This window comes from Microbacterium sp. HA-8 (assembly GCF_046111165.1).
In the GTDB taxonomy this organism is placed as follows: domain Bacteria; phylum Actinomycetota; class Actinomycetes; order Actinomycetales; family Microbacteriaceae; genus Microbacterium.
Map to the genome: position 1 here is coordinate 587,637 of NZ_CP162025.1, position 14,803 is coordinate 602,439.

The following is a 14,803-nucleotide window of genomic DNA, read 5'->3' on the forward strand; positions in this document are numbered from 1 at the left end:
ATCCGCCCCGCTTCCGAAGGACACGCTCCGATGACCCTCTCCCAGGAACAGGCCACCTGGTTCGCGCAGACCTTCTCGCAGATCGCCGACAACATCGAGCTCGCCATCCTCGGCAAGCGACACGTCATCGAGCTCGTGCTGACGGCCCTCCTCAGCGAGGGGCACGTGCTCCTCGAGGACGTGCCGGGCACCGGCAAGACGTCGCTCGCGCGTGCTCTGGCGCAGTCGGTGAAGGGCACCAACACGCGCATCCAGTTCACGCCCGACCTGCTGCCGGGTGACATCACCGGCATCACCGTGTACGACCAGAAGACCGGGGCGTTCGAGTTCCACGCCGGTCCCGTGTTCGCCAACATCGTCCTCGCGGACGAGATCAACCGGGCGAGCCCGAAGACGCAGTCCGCGCTCCTGGAAGTCATGGAAGAGGGCCGGGTCACCGTCGACGGCGTCAGCCGACCCGTCGGAGTGCCCTTCCTCGTGATCGCGACCCAGAACCCCGTGGAGCAGGCCGGGACCTACCGCCTGCCCGAGGCCCAGCTCGACCGGTTCCTGATGAAGGCCTCCCTCGGGTACCCCGACCACGCCGCCACGGTCCGCATCCTCGACGGCGCCGCCGTCCGCATCGACGACCTCGCGCCGGTGATCGCGCCGCAGGCTCTGGTGGGCATGCAGGATCTGGCACGGGATGTCTTCACCGATGCGCTCGTGCTCGACTACATCGCCCGGATCGTGGACTCGACCCGCTCGGCCGATCAGGTGCGGCTGGGTGTCAGCATCCGTGGCGCTCTCGCCCTCACGCACGCGGCGAAGACGCGGGCCGCGTCGCAGGGACGCACCTACGCCACGCCCGATGATGTGAAATCCCTCGCCGTGGCGGTGCTCGCCCATCGGCTCATCCTGCACCCCGAGGCCGAGTTCGACGGAGTGACCTCCGAGGCGGTCGTCGGACAGGTGCTGCTCGACGTGCCGCCTCCGACCAGACGCGACGCCGGATGACCCTGCCTCCCGATGTGCGCCTGACGCGCACCACGACCGCCTCGGCGTCGGCGACCCGCACCCGCGTGACCACCACGGCGCGCGGGCAGAAGCTCGTGGCCGCCGTCGTCTGGTGGGCGGGCGCCTGGCGCGGCGTCCGCGGCACCGTGGCCTCGGTGGCGGAGCGCACGGCGCAGACCATCACGCCGGCGGGATGGCTCGTCGTGACGGGTGCCACGATCGGGCTCGTCACCGGCGTCGTCTTCGGCTGGGTCGAGTGGATCGTCGCCGCGATCGTGTCGATCGCGCTCCTCGCGCTCTCCGTCCCGTTCCTCTTCGGCGCGCGTGCCTACGATGTCGTGGTCGAGCTCGAGCACGAGCGGATCGTGGCCGGCGATGCCGTCGAGGGGCAGATCGTCGTGCGCAACCGCGGGCGGCGGGCCACGCTGCCCGGGCGTCTCGATCTTCCGGTGGGCGACGGGCTCCTCGAGCTCGGGGTGCCGCTGATGCGTGCGGGACACGTGGTCGCGCAGCCGCTGACGATCCCGGCGCCCCGTCGCGGGATCATCCCGGTCGGCCCGCCCACCGCCGTGCGCACCGACCCCATCGGACTGATGCGTCGCGAGCACGCCTGGGACGACGTGCACCGGCTGTACGTCCACCCCCGGACCGCGGCCGTGCCCTCCACCAGCGCCGGACTCATCCGCGACCTCGAGGGTCACCCCACGCGGCGCCTGGTGGATGCCGACATGTCATTCCACGCGATCCGCGAATACGCCGCCGGCGACACCCGCCGTCAGATCCACTGGAAGTCCACCGCCAAGACAGGTCGCCTCATGGTGCGCCAGTTCGAGGAGTCCCGCCGATCGCGCATGGCGATCGTGCTGGGGGTGGACGTGCTGGAGTACGCCGACGAGGACGAGTTCGAGCTCGCCGTCAGCGCGGCGGCCTCGCTGGGGGCGCAGGCCGTCCGCGACGGACGCGACCTCGACGTCGTCACCGGCGCCGAGGTGCCGCGGGCGGTGAGCGGTCGGCTGCGGGCGATCCAGGACATCCAGGCGTCCTCGCCCCGCGCCCTTCTGGACGGGTTCTGCAGCGTGCGCACATACGCCGACACGATGAGCCTCGCCGGCGTGTGCCGCCTCACGGCCGAGTCCAAGCCGGCCCTGTCGATCGCGATCATCGTGTGCGGCTCGCGGGTCGCCGTGCCGGAGCGCCGCCGGGCCGCGCTCGCCTTCCCCGCCGACACCGCCGTGATCGAGGTGGTCTGCGACGAGCGCGCCCACCCCCGCGTGCAGACCAGCGGCGGCGCGACGGTGCTCACGATCGGCGTGCTCGAGGACCTCGCCGGCCTGATGCTGAGGGGAGCGGTCGCGTGAAGCACCCGCACTCCACCAGGCGCCTCATCGCCGGCAGCTGCTACATGGCGGTGGTCACGCTCCTGGCGGCCCTCGCTGCCTGGCCGATCTATCGCTCCTCGGCCTTCGTCCTGCTGGTGGTCGTCGCCGTCGTCGTCGGCGCGGCCATCGCGGGAACCGCACAGGCTCTGCGCTGGCCCGCGTGGATCGTCGCGGCGGCGATCGGGGGTGCGGTGCTCCTGCTCGGAGTTCCCCTCGCGGTGCCGGGCCGACGGGGTTCGCCGGGGGACTGGCCGGCGGGGCTGGCGGAGGTGCTGCGCGGCGCGATCACCGCGTGGAAGGACCTGCTGACCATCCCGCTGCCGGCGGGCGACTACCGCAACCTGCTGGTGCCGGCGCTGCTGGTGTTCCTGATCGGGGTGCCCACGGGCCTGCTGCTCGCGTGGCGGCGACCCCCGACATCCGGACTCGCCGTGCTCATCGCGATCGGGATGCTCGCCTTCGGGCTGCTCTTCGGCCGCACCGTGGTCAGCGCGCCGATCGAGCTCGCGGGCATCTCGATACCCGCGCCCCTCGAGACCGCGATCGGCGCGACCGGACTCGTCGCCAGCCTGATCTGGCTTGCATGGCAGTCCTCCGACGAGCGCGCGCGCAGCCTCCGCCGCGCGGCGACGGCGACGGGCGTGCGCCTCACCCGCCGCCGCGGGGGGTCCGAGACGCGACGTCTGGCGCTCGGCGGCGCGATGATCCTCGCTGCCGTGACCGTCGGCGCGCTCGTCACCCCCGCGATCGCCCAGGGGGTGGACCGCACCGTCCTGCGCAGCGGCGTCGGGCCCGACATCGCGCTCTCTCGGGCCACCAGCCCGCTCACGCTGTATCGGTCCAACTTCGACGCCGATCGCGTGGACCGCGAGCTCTTCCGGGTGGACGACCTCGAGGGGAGCGCGCAGCGCGTCCGCATCGCGACGCTGACCCACTACGACGGCGAGGTGTACCGCGTCGTCGACCCGGCGGGGCCGGTCGGGGGCGGTCGGTTCGTGCGCGTGCCGTCCGCTCTCGATGCCGGACCGGGTGAGCGGGTTCGCGCCGGCGTGCAGATCGCCGATCTCGAGGGCATCTGGCTGCCGACCGTCGGGGCCACAGCATCCGTCGACTTCGAGGGCGGGCGCTCGCTCGCCCTCGCCGACTCGTTCTACTACAGCGCCGACCTGCAGGCGGGAGTCCAGGTCGCGCAGGGCGGTGTCGCCGCCGGCGACGGGTACGTGCTGGATGCCGTCGAGCCGACGCCGCGGTCGCTGGCCGGTGTCGACGGGTCGGCGTCGGCGAGCGCGGGTGTCGAGGCGCCCGAGTCGCTCCGCGAGTGGGTGGCGACCCACGTCGAGGGGACGGGTGGGGCGGCGCTCGAGTCGCTCATCGCACTGCTGCGGGAGCGGGGGTACCTCAGTCACGCCGTGTCGATCGACCCCGCCGCCCCGCCGGCCTGGATGTCCGGCCTCGAGGGCTACGTGTTCCACCCGAGTGCCTCGGGCCACTCGCTCGCCCGGATCGACGCGATGTTCCGCGCTCTGCTGCAGCGAGAGGCGGACGCCGACGGCGGATCGCTCGTCGCAGCGATCGGCGACGACGAGCAGTTCGCCGTCGCCGCCTCGCTGATCGCGCGCGAGCTGGGGTTCGCCGCTCGCGTGGTCGTCGGGGCACGCCTCGGCCCCGATGCCGACGGTCTGGCCGCGTGCGAGGACGGGATCTGCCGCGGGTCCGACATCGCCGTGTGGACCGAGGTCGAAGCGGCCCGCGGCGAGTGGGTCGCCCTGGATGTGACCCCGCAGAGCACGGTCGCCCCCGACGCGGATCTGACCCGGCAGCGCGACCCGGAGAACGCGACCGAGGTGCGGCCCGAGACCGCCGACGAGGTCGTGCCTCCCGACCCGGTCCAGCAGGACGTCGCATCCCCCGAGGACACAGATGACACGGGTCCCCTCGATCTCACGGCACTTTGGCGCGTGCTGCGCACGATCGGGATCGTCGTCGCCGCGCTCGGACTGATCGCCGGTCCCCTCATCGTCATCCTCGTCGCCAAGGTGCTCCGCCGTCGTCGGCGGCGGCACGAGGCAGACGGCGCGCGGTCGATCATCGGCGGCTGGGACGAGTACGTCGATGCCGCCGTGGACCGGGGTCTCCCCGCGCCCGCGGCGCGGACGAGGAGTGAGCAGGCGGTGGTCTACGCGACGCCGCAGGCCACCGTGCTCGCGGAGCGCGCCGACCGCGCGGTCTTCGCGGGCGCCGCCGTGCCCGAGTCCGACGTCGACGAGTTCTGGCGGATCGTCGAGGATGAGCGCCGCGCGCTCGTCCTCGGACGAAGCCTGTGGCAGCGGGCGCGTGCGGCCGTATCGTTGAGATCCTTCACCCAGGCTCTCGCATCCCGGAACACAGACGCCCGACCGGGCGCCACACGACATCACGAGAGGAGGACGCGGCGCCCGAAGGGCGACACGCGCTCAACATGAACGACTCCCCGCTCCTGGTCACCGCACTTCCCTCCGTCCTGGTTTCTCTGGCGATCTACGTCTGGACCGCGCTGAGCCTGTCCGCCGTCTTCCGAAAGGCGGGGGAGGAGGGCTGGCAGGCGTGGGTGCCCTTCCTCAACACCGCGGTGGTGCTCCGGCTCGGCGGCTTCACGGCGTGGTTCGTGCTTCTCGCCCTCGTCCCCGTCCTCGGGTGGATCGCGTTGTACGCGATCATGGTGGTCTCTTGTCACCGCATCGGGCGGGCCTTCGGGTATGGGTCGGGCATGACCGTCGTGGCGGCGCTTGTGTTCCCCGTCTGGTCGAGCGTCCTCGGCTGGGGGGCCGCGAGATGGATCGGCTCCGATACGACGACCGTGGCCGGCCCGCTCCGCCGCGGCATCCCCGCGGAGCTCGACGAGCGGATCGCCACGCCCTACGCGAGCCGGCTGCCCGCCTCGTCGGTGTTCGGCGCGCACGGCGCGGCCGGCGGACCCGAGGTGCCGCCGCGTCCGCCGGCCCCGACCGGAGGCTTTCCTTCGGTGGTGCCCGCGACCAGCCCGCCCGGAGCCGAATCTGCGCCGGCCGCCCCCGCCCCGCCGACGGCGGCAGCTTTCCGCTCCACCATGCGGGAGACCGACGACGGCGCACGCGTGCCGGGATTCGAGAGCCGCGCTCCGTTCACCCAGACCTTCCCCGTGCAGGGTCGGAACGCCCCGCAGGCGCCGACACCCCCTGCCGCGCCCATCCGGGCGGTACCCGGCGTCGGTGAGGACGACATGGGTGACGGCGCGGGCGTCGCGCCGCTGCCCGCCGGCACTCCGCCCCCGCCCCCGGCCCCATCCCCGGCCTCCGATCCCTGGGCTCCGCCAGCCGTGACGACCGCCGGTCCGGGAGCCCTGCGGCTGACCGTGCCCGACGGCTCCGAGCCTCACTACGAGACGTCCGCGGAGGTCTCCGCCGTCGCAGGCGCTCCCACCCTCGGCTCGCCGAGATCGGCGCGCGCCTCGGTGTCGGCTCAGCATGCCGCGCCCGAGATCCCCGACGACGACGCGTTCGACGAGACCTTCGTCGCCGTGCGTCGTCGCACGGCCTGGACTCTCGTGCCGCCGCTCGGTGCGCCCGTTCCCCTCACGAGCGACACCGTGATCCTCGGTCGCCGTCCGACCCCGGATCAGGCGTTCCCCGACGCTCAGCTCGTCCCGATCTCGGATGAGACCCGGACGGTGTCCAAAACGCACGCGCGACTCGAGCTCGACGCCGAGGGATGGCGCGTTGTCGATCTCGACTCGACGAACGGGGTGATCCTCATCGGCGCCGATGGTGCCGAGGTCGACGCCGCGCCGGGGGTCTCGGAGCGGCTGAGCGCCCGGTTCCTCCTCGGGGACGCCGAACTGCAGGTGCGGCGGGAGGGCGAGTGAGCGGCGACGTCGGCCGGAGCGGAGGGACGCCGGACGACGTGCGGCTCGCAGAGTCCGCCGGGGAAGACCGCGAGACCGACGACACCACTCTCCGGGTCCCGCGAGGAGGCCGGCCGGGCCCCCGGCGGGCGACGGAGGACGAGGATGACGCACCGCCGACGAGCGACACGATCGCAGCACACCGCGCGGCCCGTCGCCGCGCGCAGGCAGGTCAGCCCGAGCCGCCGCGGGTCGAGCCCGCGAACGGGGCGGAACGGCCGACCGTGCGCGCCGCGCACGTGCCCGACCCTCCTGTCGTGGATCCGTTCGGCGCCCGCGCCGCCACCCCGGTCATGGCCGACCGCGGCGCGGTGGTCGCCCGGCACCCGCAGCCGCCCTTCGACGGACGACGGCAGGAGCAGGTGATGCGCGCGACGGCGAGAGCGCGGTTGTGGCTCGTCCTCGCCGCCGTGGGCGGGGCCGTCGTGCTCGCCGGCACCGTGCTCTTCGCGCTGCTCTACCTCTGGAGCCCCTAGAAGCCGGATCGGGCGACCACACGTCGTCTTGCCTCACGTCAAGATGTCCGGGAGTGAGTGATGCTTGCCTCACGTGAAATGTCCGCGTAGCTCAGGCGGCGGGGCGGGTGCCCTGGGTGCGGGCGGCGGCGAGTTCGATGAGTTGTTGCTGGATCTGGTTGATCCGTCGGGTGATCCGTGCCGGGTTCAGCTTCGCATGCTCGCGCTCCAGTCGGGCGCGGGTCTTCTCGTCGAGCACACCGGCGTCGAGCAACCGCTGGTAGGGGGTACGTGGCTTGTCGTAGACGCGCTTCTTCCGGCCGGCTGCGGTGTGGGTCCAGTCGATCGCTTTCACGCAGGGCAGCAGATGGTTCTTGCGGGCCATCACGAAATCCCAGAGCTCGTTGAGCAGGGTCATCTCCGCCTCGGTCTCGTAGCGGTAGCGGAACGCGTGTTTGCGGACCCAGTCGCCGTTGCGTTGCTCGACGTGCGCGTTGTCGTTGTGCTTGTAGGGACGCCCCCGGGTGACGGGGATCTCCTTCTTGTCCGCCCAGGCGATCACGCCCCAGTTCATGAACTCGGATCCGTTGTCGAAGTCGAGCCCGGCGACCGGGACGGGCGCGTTCTTCACCATCCATTCCAGGGCGCCGTGCACGTGCACGTAGGCGTTGTTGCGGATCGTGCGCAGCATCGTCCACCCCGCGACCGGGTCGGTGCCGGTCAGGGTGCGCAGGAACTCGCCTTTGAGGGAGTGGCCGCAGTGCGCGACGGTGTCCAGCTCCAGGAACCCCGGGACGGTCAGCGGGGCGTCCATGCTGGTGCGCGTCGGGATCGAAGAGCGCAGGATGTGGGACGGCTTCGTGCCCGAGACCGCGACCGGGTAGGCGGCGTCCTTGTGCGGTTTCAGGTACCGGTCGATCGTCGCGGCGCTCATCGATCGCAACTCGTCCAGCACCTCCGGTGTGACCCGCTGCTCGACCTTGCCGAGCTCACGGAAGCGGACGAGGCGTTCGAGGGTGTCGTCCATGATCGCCGCGAAGTACTTTCCCGACGGCTGCCCGGACAGCCGCCAGACTTCTTGCAGCACCACGAGCGCATCGTAGGAGTACTTCCGCTCACGCGGCTTACGCTGCTGATCGCGCGCGGCACCTTTGCGTGCGTTCGCGGCACGGATCGCGCGGCGCGCGTGATCACGCGTCCAGCCTGTCGCGTGCACAAGCTCGTCCAGCAGCCGGCCCTTCTCTTCCTTGCCTGCTTTCGCATACTCGCGGGCGAACTTCTTCGTGATCTCACGGCGCGCCGCCATCGACAACTCCCTGCTCATCACCCCAGGGAACTACGCGGACATTCCTACGTGAGGCACGCGCAGCCCTTCCCGGACCTTTTAGCTGAGTCTCGTCGCACGTTTGACCGCCTCGCCCGGCGCGCGTATCATGACAGAGTGTGCGCTCACGCGTGCCTGCTGACGCGCCCCGGCGCTGACGCCGGGTGCGAGCGGCACATCTTCGGGAAAGGGCCTGCGAACAGGCCACCCCCACGGCATACCCACCACAACACGCGTCACTCATCCTTTCGCGTGGGCGGGTCTACGTGAACTCGATGCGACACGGATCGACATGATCCGCGGCCATCGGGGGGAGAACACGAACGCTGTCACCGTGCAGCACAACAAGGAGAATCTGTGCCAACCATTCAGCAGTTGGTTCGCAAGGGTCGCTCGCCCAAGGTCACCAAGACCAAGGCGCCCGCCCTCAAGGCGAACCCGCAGCAGCGCGGCGTCTGCACGCGCGTCTACACCACCACGCCCAGGAAGCCCAACTCGGCGATGCGCAAGGTCGCCCGTGTCAAGCTTTCCAACGGCACCGAGGTCACCGCCTACATCCCCGGTGAGGGCCACAACCTGCAGGAGCACTCGATGGTGCTCGTCCGCGGCGGTCGTGTGAAAGACCTGCCCGGTGTCCGCTACAAGATCGTCCGCGGTGCGCTCGACACCCAGGCCGTCAAGAACCGTAAGCAGGCTCGTAGCCGCTACGGCGCGAAGAAGGGTTAAGCACCATGCCTCGCAAGGGTCCCGCCCCGAAGCGCCCCGTCGTCAACGACCCGGTCTACGGCGCCCCCATCGTCACCCAGCTCGTGAACAAGATCCTCGTCGACGGCAAGAAGTCGCTCGCCGAGTCGATCGTGTACGACGCGCTGCGCGGCGTGGAGGCCAAGAACAGCCAGGACGCCGTCGCCACCTTGAAGAAGGCTCTCGACAACGTCCGTCCCACCCTCGAGGTGCGCAGCCGCCGCGTCGGCGGTTCGACCTACCAGGTGCCGGTCGAGGTCAAGCCGCACCGCGCGAACACGCTCGCGCTGCGCTGGCTCGTCAGCTACGCGAAGGGCCGTCGTGAGAAGACGATGACCGAGCGTCTGCAGAACGAGATCCTCGACGCCTCGAACGGCCTGGGTGCCGCGGTCAAGCGCCGCGAAGACACCCACAAGATGGCCGAGTCGAACCGCGCCTTCGCGCACTACCGCTGGTAAACCGTCTCGTCTCGCTTCGCTCGCTCAACGACCGGGTCATGTTCCCGGTCGTTGAGCGAGGCCGAAGCCCAGAGACGGAACGACCTCTCCCTATCGACAGCTAAGGAAAACATCCCGTGGCACAAGACGTGCTCACCGACCTGAGCAAGGTCCGCAACTTCGGCATCATGGCGCACATCGATGCCGGCAAGACCACCACCACCGAGCGCATCCTGTTCTACACCGGCATCACCCACAAGATCGGCGAGGTGCACGACGGTGCCGCGACGATGGACTGGATGGCGCAGGAGCAGGAGCGCGGCATCACGATCACGTCCGCCGCCACGACGTGCTTCTGGGGCGGAACCCAGCTCAACATCATCGACACGCCGGGTCACGTGGACTTCACCGTCGAGGTGGAGCGCAACCTCCGCGTCCTCGACGGTGCCGTCGCGGTCTTCGACGGCAAGGAGGGCGTCGAGCCCCAATCCGAGACCGTCTGGCGTCAGGCCGACAAGTACGACGTGCCCCGCATCTGCTTCGTCAACAAGATGGACAAGCTCGGCGCCGACTTCTACTTCACGGTCGACACCATCGTCAAGCGCCTGGGGGCCAAGCCGCTCGTGCTGCAGCTCCCCATCGGCGCCGAGAACGACTTCCTCGGTGTGATCGACCTGGTCGAGATGCGCGCGCTCGTGTGGCCGGGTGACTCCAAGGGTGACGTGACCATGGGCGCCAAGTACGAGGTGCAGGAGATCCCCGCAGACCTCGCCGAGCGCGCCGCGGAGTACCGCGAGAAGCTCATGGAGACGGTCGCCGAGACCGACGAGGCGCTTCTGGAGAAGTACTTCGGCGGCGAGGAGCTGACGGTCGCCGAGATCAAGGGCGCGATCCGCAAGCTCACGATCAACAGCGAGATCTACCCCGTGCTGTGCGGCTCGGCGTTCAAGAACCGCGGTGTCCAGCCCATGCTGGACGCGGTCGTGGACTACCTGCCCAGCCCGCTGGACATGCCCGCCGTCGAGGCGCACGACCCGAAGGACGAGGAGAAGGTCATCCTTCGCCACGCCGACGCGTCCGAGCCGTTCGCCGCCCTCGCGTTCAAGATCATGACCCACCCGTTCTTCGGGCGTCTGACCTACATCCGGGTGTACTCGGGCGGTCTCGACTCCGGTGCGCAGGTCATCAACTCGACCAAGCAGCGCAAGGAGCGCATCGGAAAGATCTTCCAGATGCACGCCAACAAGGAGAACCCGGTCGACTCGGTCACCGCGGGACACATCTACGCGGTCATCGGCCTGAAGGACACCACCACGGGCGACACCCTGAGCGACCCGGGCAACCAGGTCGTCCTCGAGTCGATGACGTTCCCCGAGCCCGTCATCGAGGTCGCCATCGAGCCCAAGACGAAGGCCGACCAGGAGAAGCTCGGTCTCGCGATCCAGAAGCTCGCCGAAGAGGACCCGACCTTCCGCGTCGAGCAGAACGCCGAAACCGCTCAGACCGTGATCAAGGGCATGGGCGAGCTGCACCTCGACATCCTCGTCGACCGCATGAAGCGTGAGTTCAAGGTCGAGGCCAACGTCGGAAAGCCGCAGGTGGCGTACCGCGAGACGATCAAGAAGGCCGTCGAGCGTCACGACTACACGCACAAGAAGCAGACCGGTGGATCGGGTCAGTTCGCCAAGATCCAGTTCGCGCTCGAGCCTCTCGAGGTCACGGCCGAGAAGACCTACGAGTTCGAGAACAAGGTCACCGGTGGTCGCATCCCGCGCGAGTACATCGCGCCCGTCGACCAGGGCTTCCAGGACGCCATGAACGTCGGCGTCCTCGCGGGCTATCCGATGGTCGGCGTCAAGGCGACGTTGATGGACGGCGCATCGCACGACGTCGACTCTTCCGAGATGGCGTTCAAGATCGCGGGCTCCATGGGCTTCAAGGAGGCCGTGCGCAAGGCGAGCCCCGTCCTGCTCGAGCCGCTCATGGCCGTCGAGGTGCGCACGCCCGAGGAGTACATGGGCGACGTGATCGGCGACCTCAACTCCCGTCGCGGTCAGATCCAGTCGATGGAGGACGCCTCCGGCGTCAAGGTCGTGCGCGCCAATGTGCCGCTGTCCGAGATGTTCGGCTACATCGGCGACCTGCGGTCGAAGACCTCGGGACGCGCCGTGTACTCGATGGTGTTCGACAGCTACGCCGAGGTCCCTCGTGCGGTCGCTGACGAGATCGTCCAGAAGAACAAGGGCGAGTAGCGTCGTCGGCGTCGGTCGGTTTCACGCCGACCGGCGTCCGGGGCCGCCGGGCCCCGAGTTCGCCGAGGGGCCCGGCCCACACAACTTCACACAGATTCAGAACAACTCTCTCTACTAAGCTGAGAACCATCCCCGTAGAGAACCGGTCGCAATCCAGCGCCCGGAGCTTCTACTCGACGTCCTGAGGAGGACCCAGTGGCTAAGGCCAAGTTCGAGCGGACCAAGCCGCACGTGAACATCGGAACGATCGGTCACGTCGACCACGGCAAGACCACGCTCACCGCCGCGATCTCGAAGGTGCTCGCCGACACGTACCCGTCGGCCACCAACGTGCAGCGCGACTTCGCGTCGATCGACTCGGCTCCGGAGGAGCGTCAGCGCGGCATCACGATCAACATCTCGCACGTCGAGTACGAGACCCCGAAGCGTCACTACGCGCACGTCGACGCCCCGGGTCACGCCGACTACATCAAGAACATGATCACCGGTGCCGCTCAGATGGACGGCGCGATCCTCGTGGTCGCCGCCACCGACGGCCCGATGGCGCAGACGCGCGAGCACGTTCTGCTGGCCAAGCAGGTCGGCGTGCCGTACCTGATGGTGGCCCTGAACAAGGCCGACATGGTCGACGACGAGGAGATCCTCGAGCTCGTCGAGCTCGAGGTCCGCGAGCTGCTCTCGAGCCAGGGCTTCCCCGGCGACGACGCTCCGGTCATCCGTGTCTCGGGCCTGAAGGCTCTCGAGGGAGACGCCGAGTGGACCAAGTCGATCCTCGAGCTGATGGACGCCGCCGACGAGTCGATCCCCGACCCCGTGCGCGACAAGGACAAGCCGTTCCTGATGCCGATCGAGGACGTCTTCACGATCACCGGTCGCGGCACCGTCGTCACGGGTCGCGCCGAGCGTGGCACGCTGGGCATCAACTCCGAGGTCGAGATCGTCGGCATCCGCCCGACGCAGAAGACCACGGTCACCGGTATCGAGATGTTCCACAAGCAGCTCGACGAGGCGTGGGCCGGCGAGAACTGCGGTCTGCTGCTCCGTGGCCTCAAGCGCGACGATGTCGAGCGCGGCCAGGTCGTCGTGAAGCCGGGTTCTGTCACGCCCCACACCAACTTCGAGGGCACGGCGTACATCCTGTCCAAGGAGGAGGGTGGCCGTCACAACCCCTTCTACACGAACTACCGCCCGCAGTTCTACTTCCGCACCACCGACGTCACCGGCGTCATCACGCTGCCCGAGGGCACCGAGATGGTCATGCCCGGCGACACCACCGACATGACGGTCGAGCTGATCCAGCCCATCGCCATGGAAGAGGGCCTCGGCTACGCGATCCGTGAGGGTGGCCGCACCGTCGGCGCCGGAACGGTCACGAAGATCATCAAGTAAGTCCTCGAGACTCACCGACAAGGGGTCGGGCCTTCGGGCCCGGCCCCTTCGTCGTGCGTGGGTGACTACGGCCCCGTGTTGTCGGCGACCTGTGCGCCGGCGGGAGCGTCGACGGCAGCATCCGCACCGGAGATCGTGTTCCCGGTGATCCGCCCGGGGCCGGCATCCCCTCCGACGCGAATGCCGACCTCGGCGGCCGTCCCTCGCAGCTCATTGCGGTCGACGAGGTACGACGCGAGGTCGCCGAGAGCGATACCCGCGGCGTCGAAGCCGCGGAAGCGGTTGTCGGTGATACGGAGGCCGTCCACGCGTCCGACGGTGGTGAGTCCGTCTTCCACGGCAGCGCCCTCGTTGTAACCCGTGTTGCCGTCGATCGTGATGTCGGTGGGGACCTGGTCGCCCTCACCCTGGACGACGACGAAGGCGCGCGCCGAAGCACCGGGTTTGACCACGAGCGAGTTGTCGGTGACCTGTGCGCGCTCCACGCCGCCGTAGATCATGATCGGAGCGCGTCGTGGATCATAATTCTGCCCCTGGTTGTCGTCCGCCGTGCGAGTGTAGAGGACGGTGTTGCCGCTGACGACGCTGTCGTGGGACTGGAGGATCACTGCGATGCTCCACCAGGTTGCGTCCGCGACCGTGTTTCCCGTGATCGTGGTGTGGGCGACGTTCTCGCTGACGATCGAGCGGCGGAAGGTCCCGTAGACGACGTTGCCCGAGATCGTCACCATCGATGCGGAGTGCGGGGCATCGACCTCGTTGCCGAGGGTGATGCTCTCGGTGTGGATGCCCACCCGGGCATCGGTGCCCTCCTTGGCGTTGACGATATTGCCCGTGATCGTCGCCTGAGCGCCCCAAACGACGATCCCATCACCGCGGTCTTCGCCGAGGTTCTCGGGGGACGTCGGGCCACCACCGACGCCGATGACGTCCTTGACCCTGTTGTTGGCGATGACGATGTCGTGGAACTCGCCGCCGTATCGCACCGCGATGCCGTTCTGGAAGAGCTCGATGTGGTTGCCGAGGACCCGCACATCGGACGCCTTGATCTCGATGCCGTAGTTGCGGTCGCCTTCGGCGGTGCCCAGCTCGTTCGGATTCGTCAGGGTCACCCCGGAGATCTCGACGTTGTCTCCGATGACGCTGAGGGCGGCCGCGTTCTCGATACCGGCCGTGAAGCGCAGCTCGCCGCCGCCGCGCAGGACGGTGTCGCCTGGGATCTCGATCGTCCCGTCCAGCTGGATGACGCTGCCGGCGGGCACCTCGATCGCCCGCACACCCTCTGCCGGCAGGCTGGCGATGAACGCGCGGACACCGTCCGTGGAGACGGTCTGGCCCGTGGGATCGATACCGGGACCGGCCAGCACGGCCGACGTTCCGGCGGGGACGGTCGAGGTGATCATGGGCACGATCGACGTGACGGTGGGCGCCGGGTCCGACTGGGCGCGCACCGCCAGAGGTGAGAGCGTCCAGATGCCGGCGGCGACGAGCGAGACTCCGCCCACGGTCGCGGCGAGGGGGAGAAGCCATCGAGGCGGTTTCGGCCGTCGGGACTCCGCCCGCTCGGTCGTGTCGCTCGTTCGGTCGTCCATGTCCCCAGATGCCCCCCGCATGGGCACATGCTACAAGGTTCACGTATCGGAAGGGTTTCGGCTGGGCTCACGCACCGGGCTCGAGGGATCCACACGGTGCCCGAGCCGCTCGGGGTGTGGCGCTACGTACCCGATGCGCGACACTCCGACTGGGCGGCGCGATTTGCGACACGCCCGGGCTGCACGTAGACTATTCAGGTTCCACATTCCGGCGTGCCCGTACTGCGCGCGCCGGATCACTGCCAGGGCAGTGCATAGGCCGCGTCAGCGCAGAGCCTAGGCCGCAGGCAGCAGAACACCACAATCCGACGCACTT

11 protein-coding genes are annotated in these 14,803 nt (G+C 69.4%); 9 read left to right on the forward strand and 2 right to left on the reverse strand.

Features of this window, described 5'->3' with window-relative positions:
• Positions 1–30 precede the first annotated feature (30 nt).
• Genes AB2L57_RS02770 through AB2L57_RS02790 form a run of 5 tightly spaced genes read left to right on the forward strand, consistent with a single transcriptional unit; the run spans position 31 to position 6,770 of the window.
• The gene (locus AB2L57_RS02770; protein WP_409047996.1) at positions 31–996 is read left to right on the forward strand and encodes an AAA family ATPase; all 966 of its coding nucleotides are present in this window, start codon (positions 31–33) and stop codon (positions 994–996) included.
• Positions 993–2,354 (forward strand): DUF58 domain-containing protein, encoded by a 1,362-nt coding sequence (locus AB2L57_RS02775; RefSeq protein WP_409047997.1) that lies wholly within the window; start codon positions 993–995, stop codon positions 2,352–2,354. Before AB2L57_RS02770 ends, AB2L57_RS02775 begins: the two co-directional genes overlap by 4 nt.
• On the forward strand, positions 2,351–4,837 hold the full coding sequence (locus AB2L57_RS02780) for a transglutaminase-like domain-containing protein (protein WP_409047998.1): 2,487 nt from the start codon (positions 2,351–2,353) through the stop codon (positions 4,835–4,837). Before AB2L57_RS02775 ends, AB2L57_RS02780 begins: the two co-directional genes overlap by 4 nt.
• Positions 4,834–6,255, forward strand: a complete 1,422-nt coding sequence (locus AB2L57_RS02785; protein ID WP_409047999.1) for a DUF5684 domain-containing protein — start codon at positions 4,834–4,836, stop codon at positions 6,253–6,255. Before AB2L57_RS02780 ends, AB2L57_RS02785 begins: the two co-directional genes overlap by 4 nt.
• A complete protein-coding gene (locus tag AB2L57_RS02790) occupies positions 6,252–6,770 on the forward strand; it encodes a hypothetical protein (RefSeq protein WP_409048000.1) in 519 nt (172 codons plus the stop codon). Before AB2L57_RS02785 ends, AB2L57_RS02790 begins: the two co-directional genes overlap by 4 nt.
• Before the next feature lie 91 nt (positions 6,771–6,861).
• Here the strand turns inward: AB2L57_RS02790 and AB2L57_RS02795 are convergent, their stop codons facing one another.
• Entirely contained in the window at positions 6,862–8,073 is a 1,212-nt protein-coding gene (locus AB2L57_RS02795) for an integrase (protein WP_409046856.1), read from the reverse strand.
• Positions 8,074–8,430: 357 nt separating this feature from the next.
• Here AB2L57_RS02795 and rpsL point away from each other — a divergent pair, with 357 nt between their 5' ends.
• The 4 genes from rpsL to tuf all read left to right on the forward strand — a co-directional run bounded on the left by rpsL (position 8,431) and on the right by tuf (position 12,895).
• Positions 8,431–8,799, forward strand: coding sequence for a 30S ribosomal protein S12 (rpsL, locus tag AB2L57_RS02800; protein WP_409048001.1), 369 nt, complete (start codon positions 8,431–8,433; stop codon positions 8,797–8,799).
• A gap of 5 nt (positions 8,800–8,804) precedes the next feature.
• Positions 8,805–9,275: a 30S ribosomal protein S7 gene (rpsG, locus tag AB2L57_RS02805; RefSeq protein WP_409048002.1), complete on the forward strand. Its 471-nt coding sequence runs from the start codon at positions 8,805–8,807 to the stop codon at positions 9,273–9,275.
• A gap of 116 nt (positions 9,276–9,391) precedes the next feature.
• Positions 9,392–11,506: an elongation factor G gene (gene fusA, locus AB2L57_RS02810; RefSeq protein WP_409048003.1), complete on the forward strand. Its 2,115-nt coding sequence runs from the start codon at positions 9,392–9,394 to the stop codon at positions 11,504–11,506.
• Between the two features lie 195 nt (positions 11,507–11,701).
• On the forward strand, positions 11,702–12,895 hold the full coding sequence (gene tuf / locus AB2L57_RS02815) for an elongation factor Tu (RefSeq protein ID WP_409048004.1): 1,194 nt from the start codon (positions 11,702–11,704) through the stop codon (positions 12,893–12,895).
• Between the two features lie 65 nt (positions 12,896–12,960).
• Here the strand turns inward: tuf and AB2L57_RS02820 are convergent, their stop codons facing one another.
• Complete coding sequence (locus AB2L57_RS02820) at positions 12,961–14,508, reverse strand: hypothetical protein (protein WP_409048005.1); 1,548 nt, start codon at positions 14,506–14,508, stop codon at positions 12,961–12,963.
• Positions 14,509–14,803 lie beyond the last annotated feature (295 nt).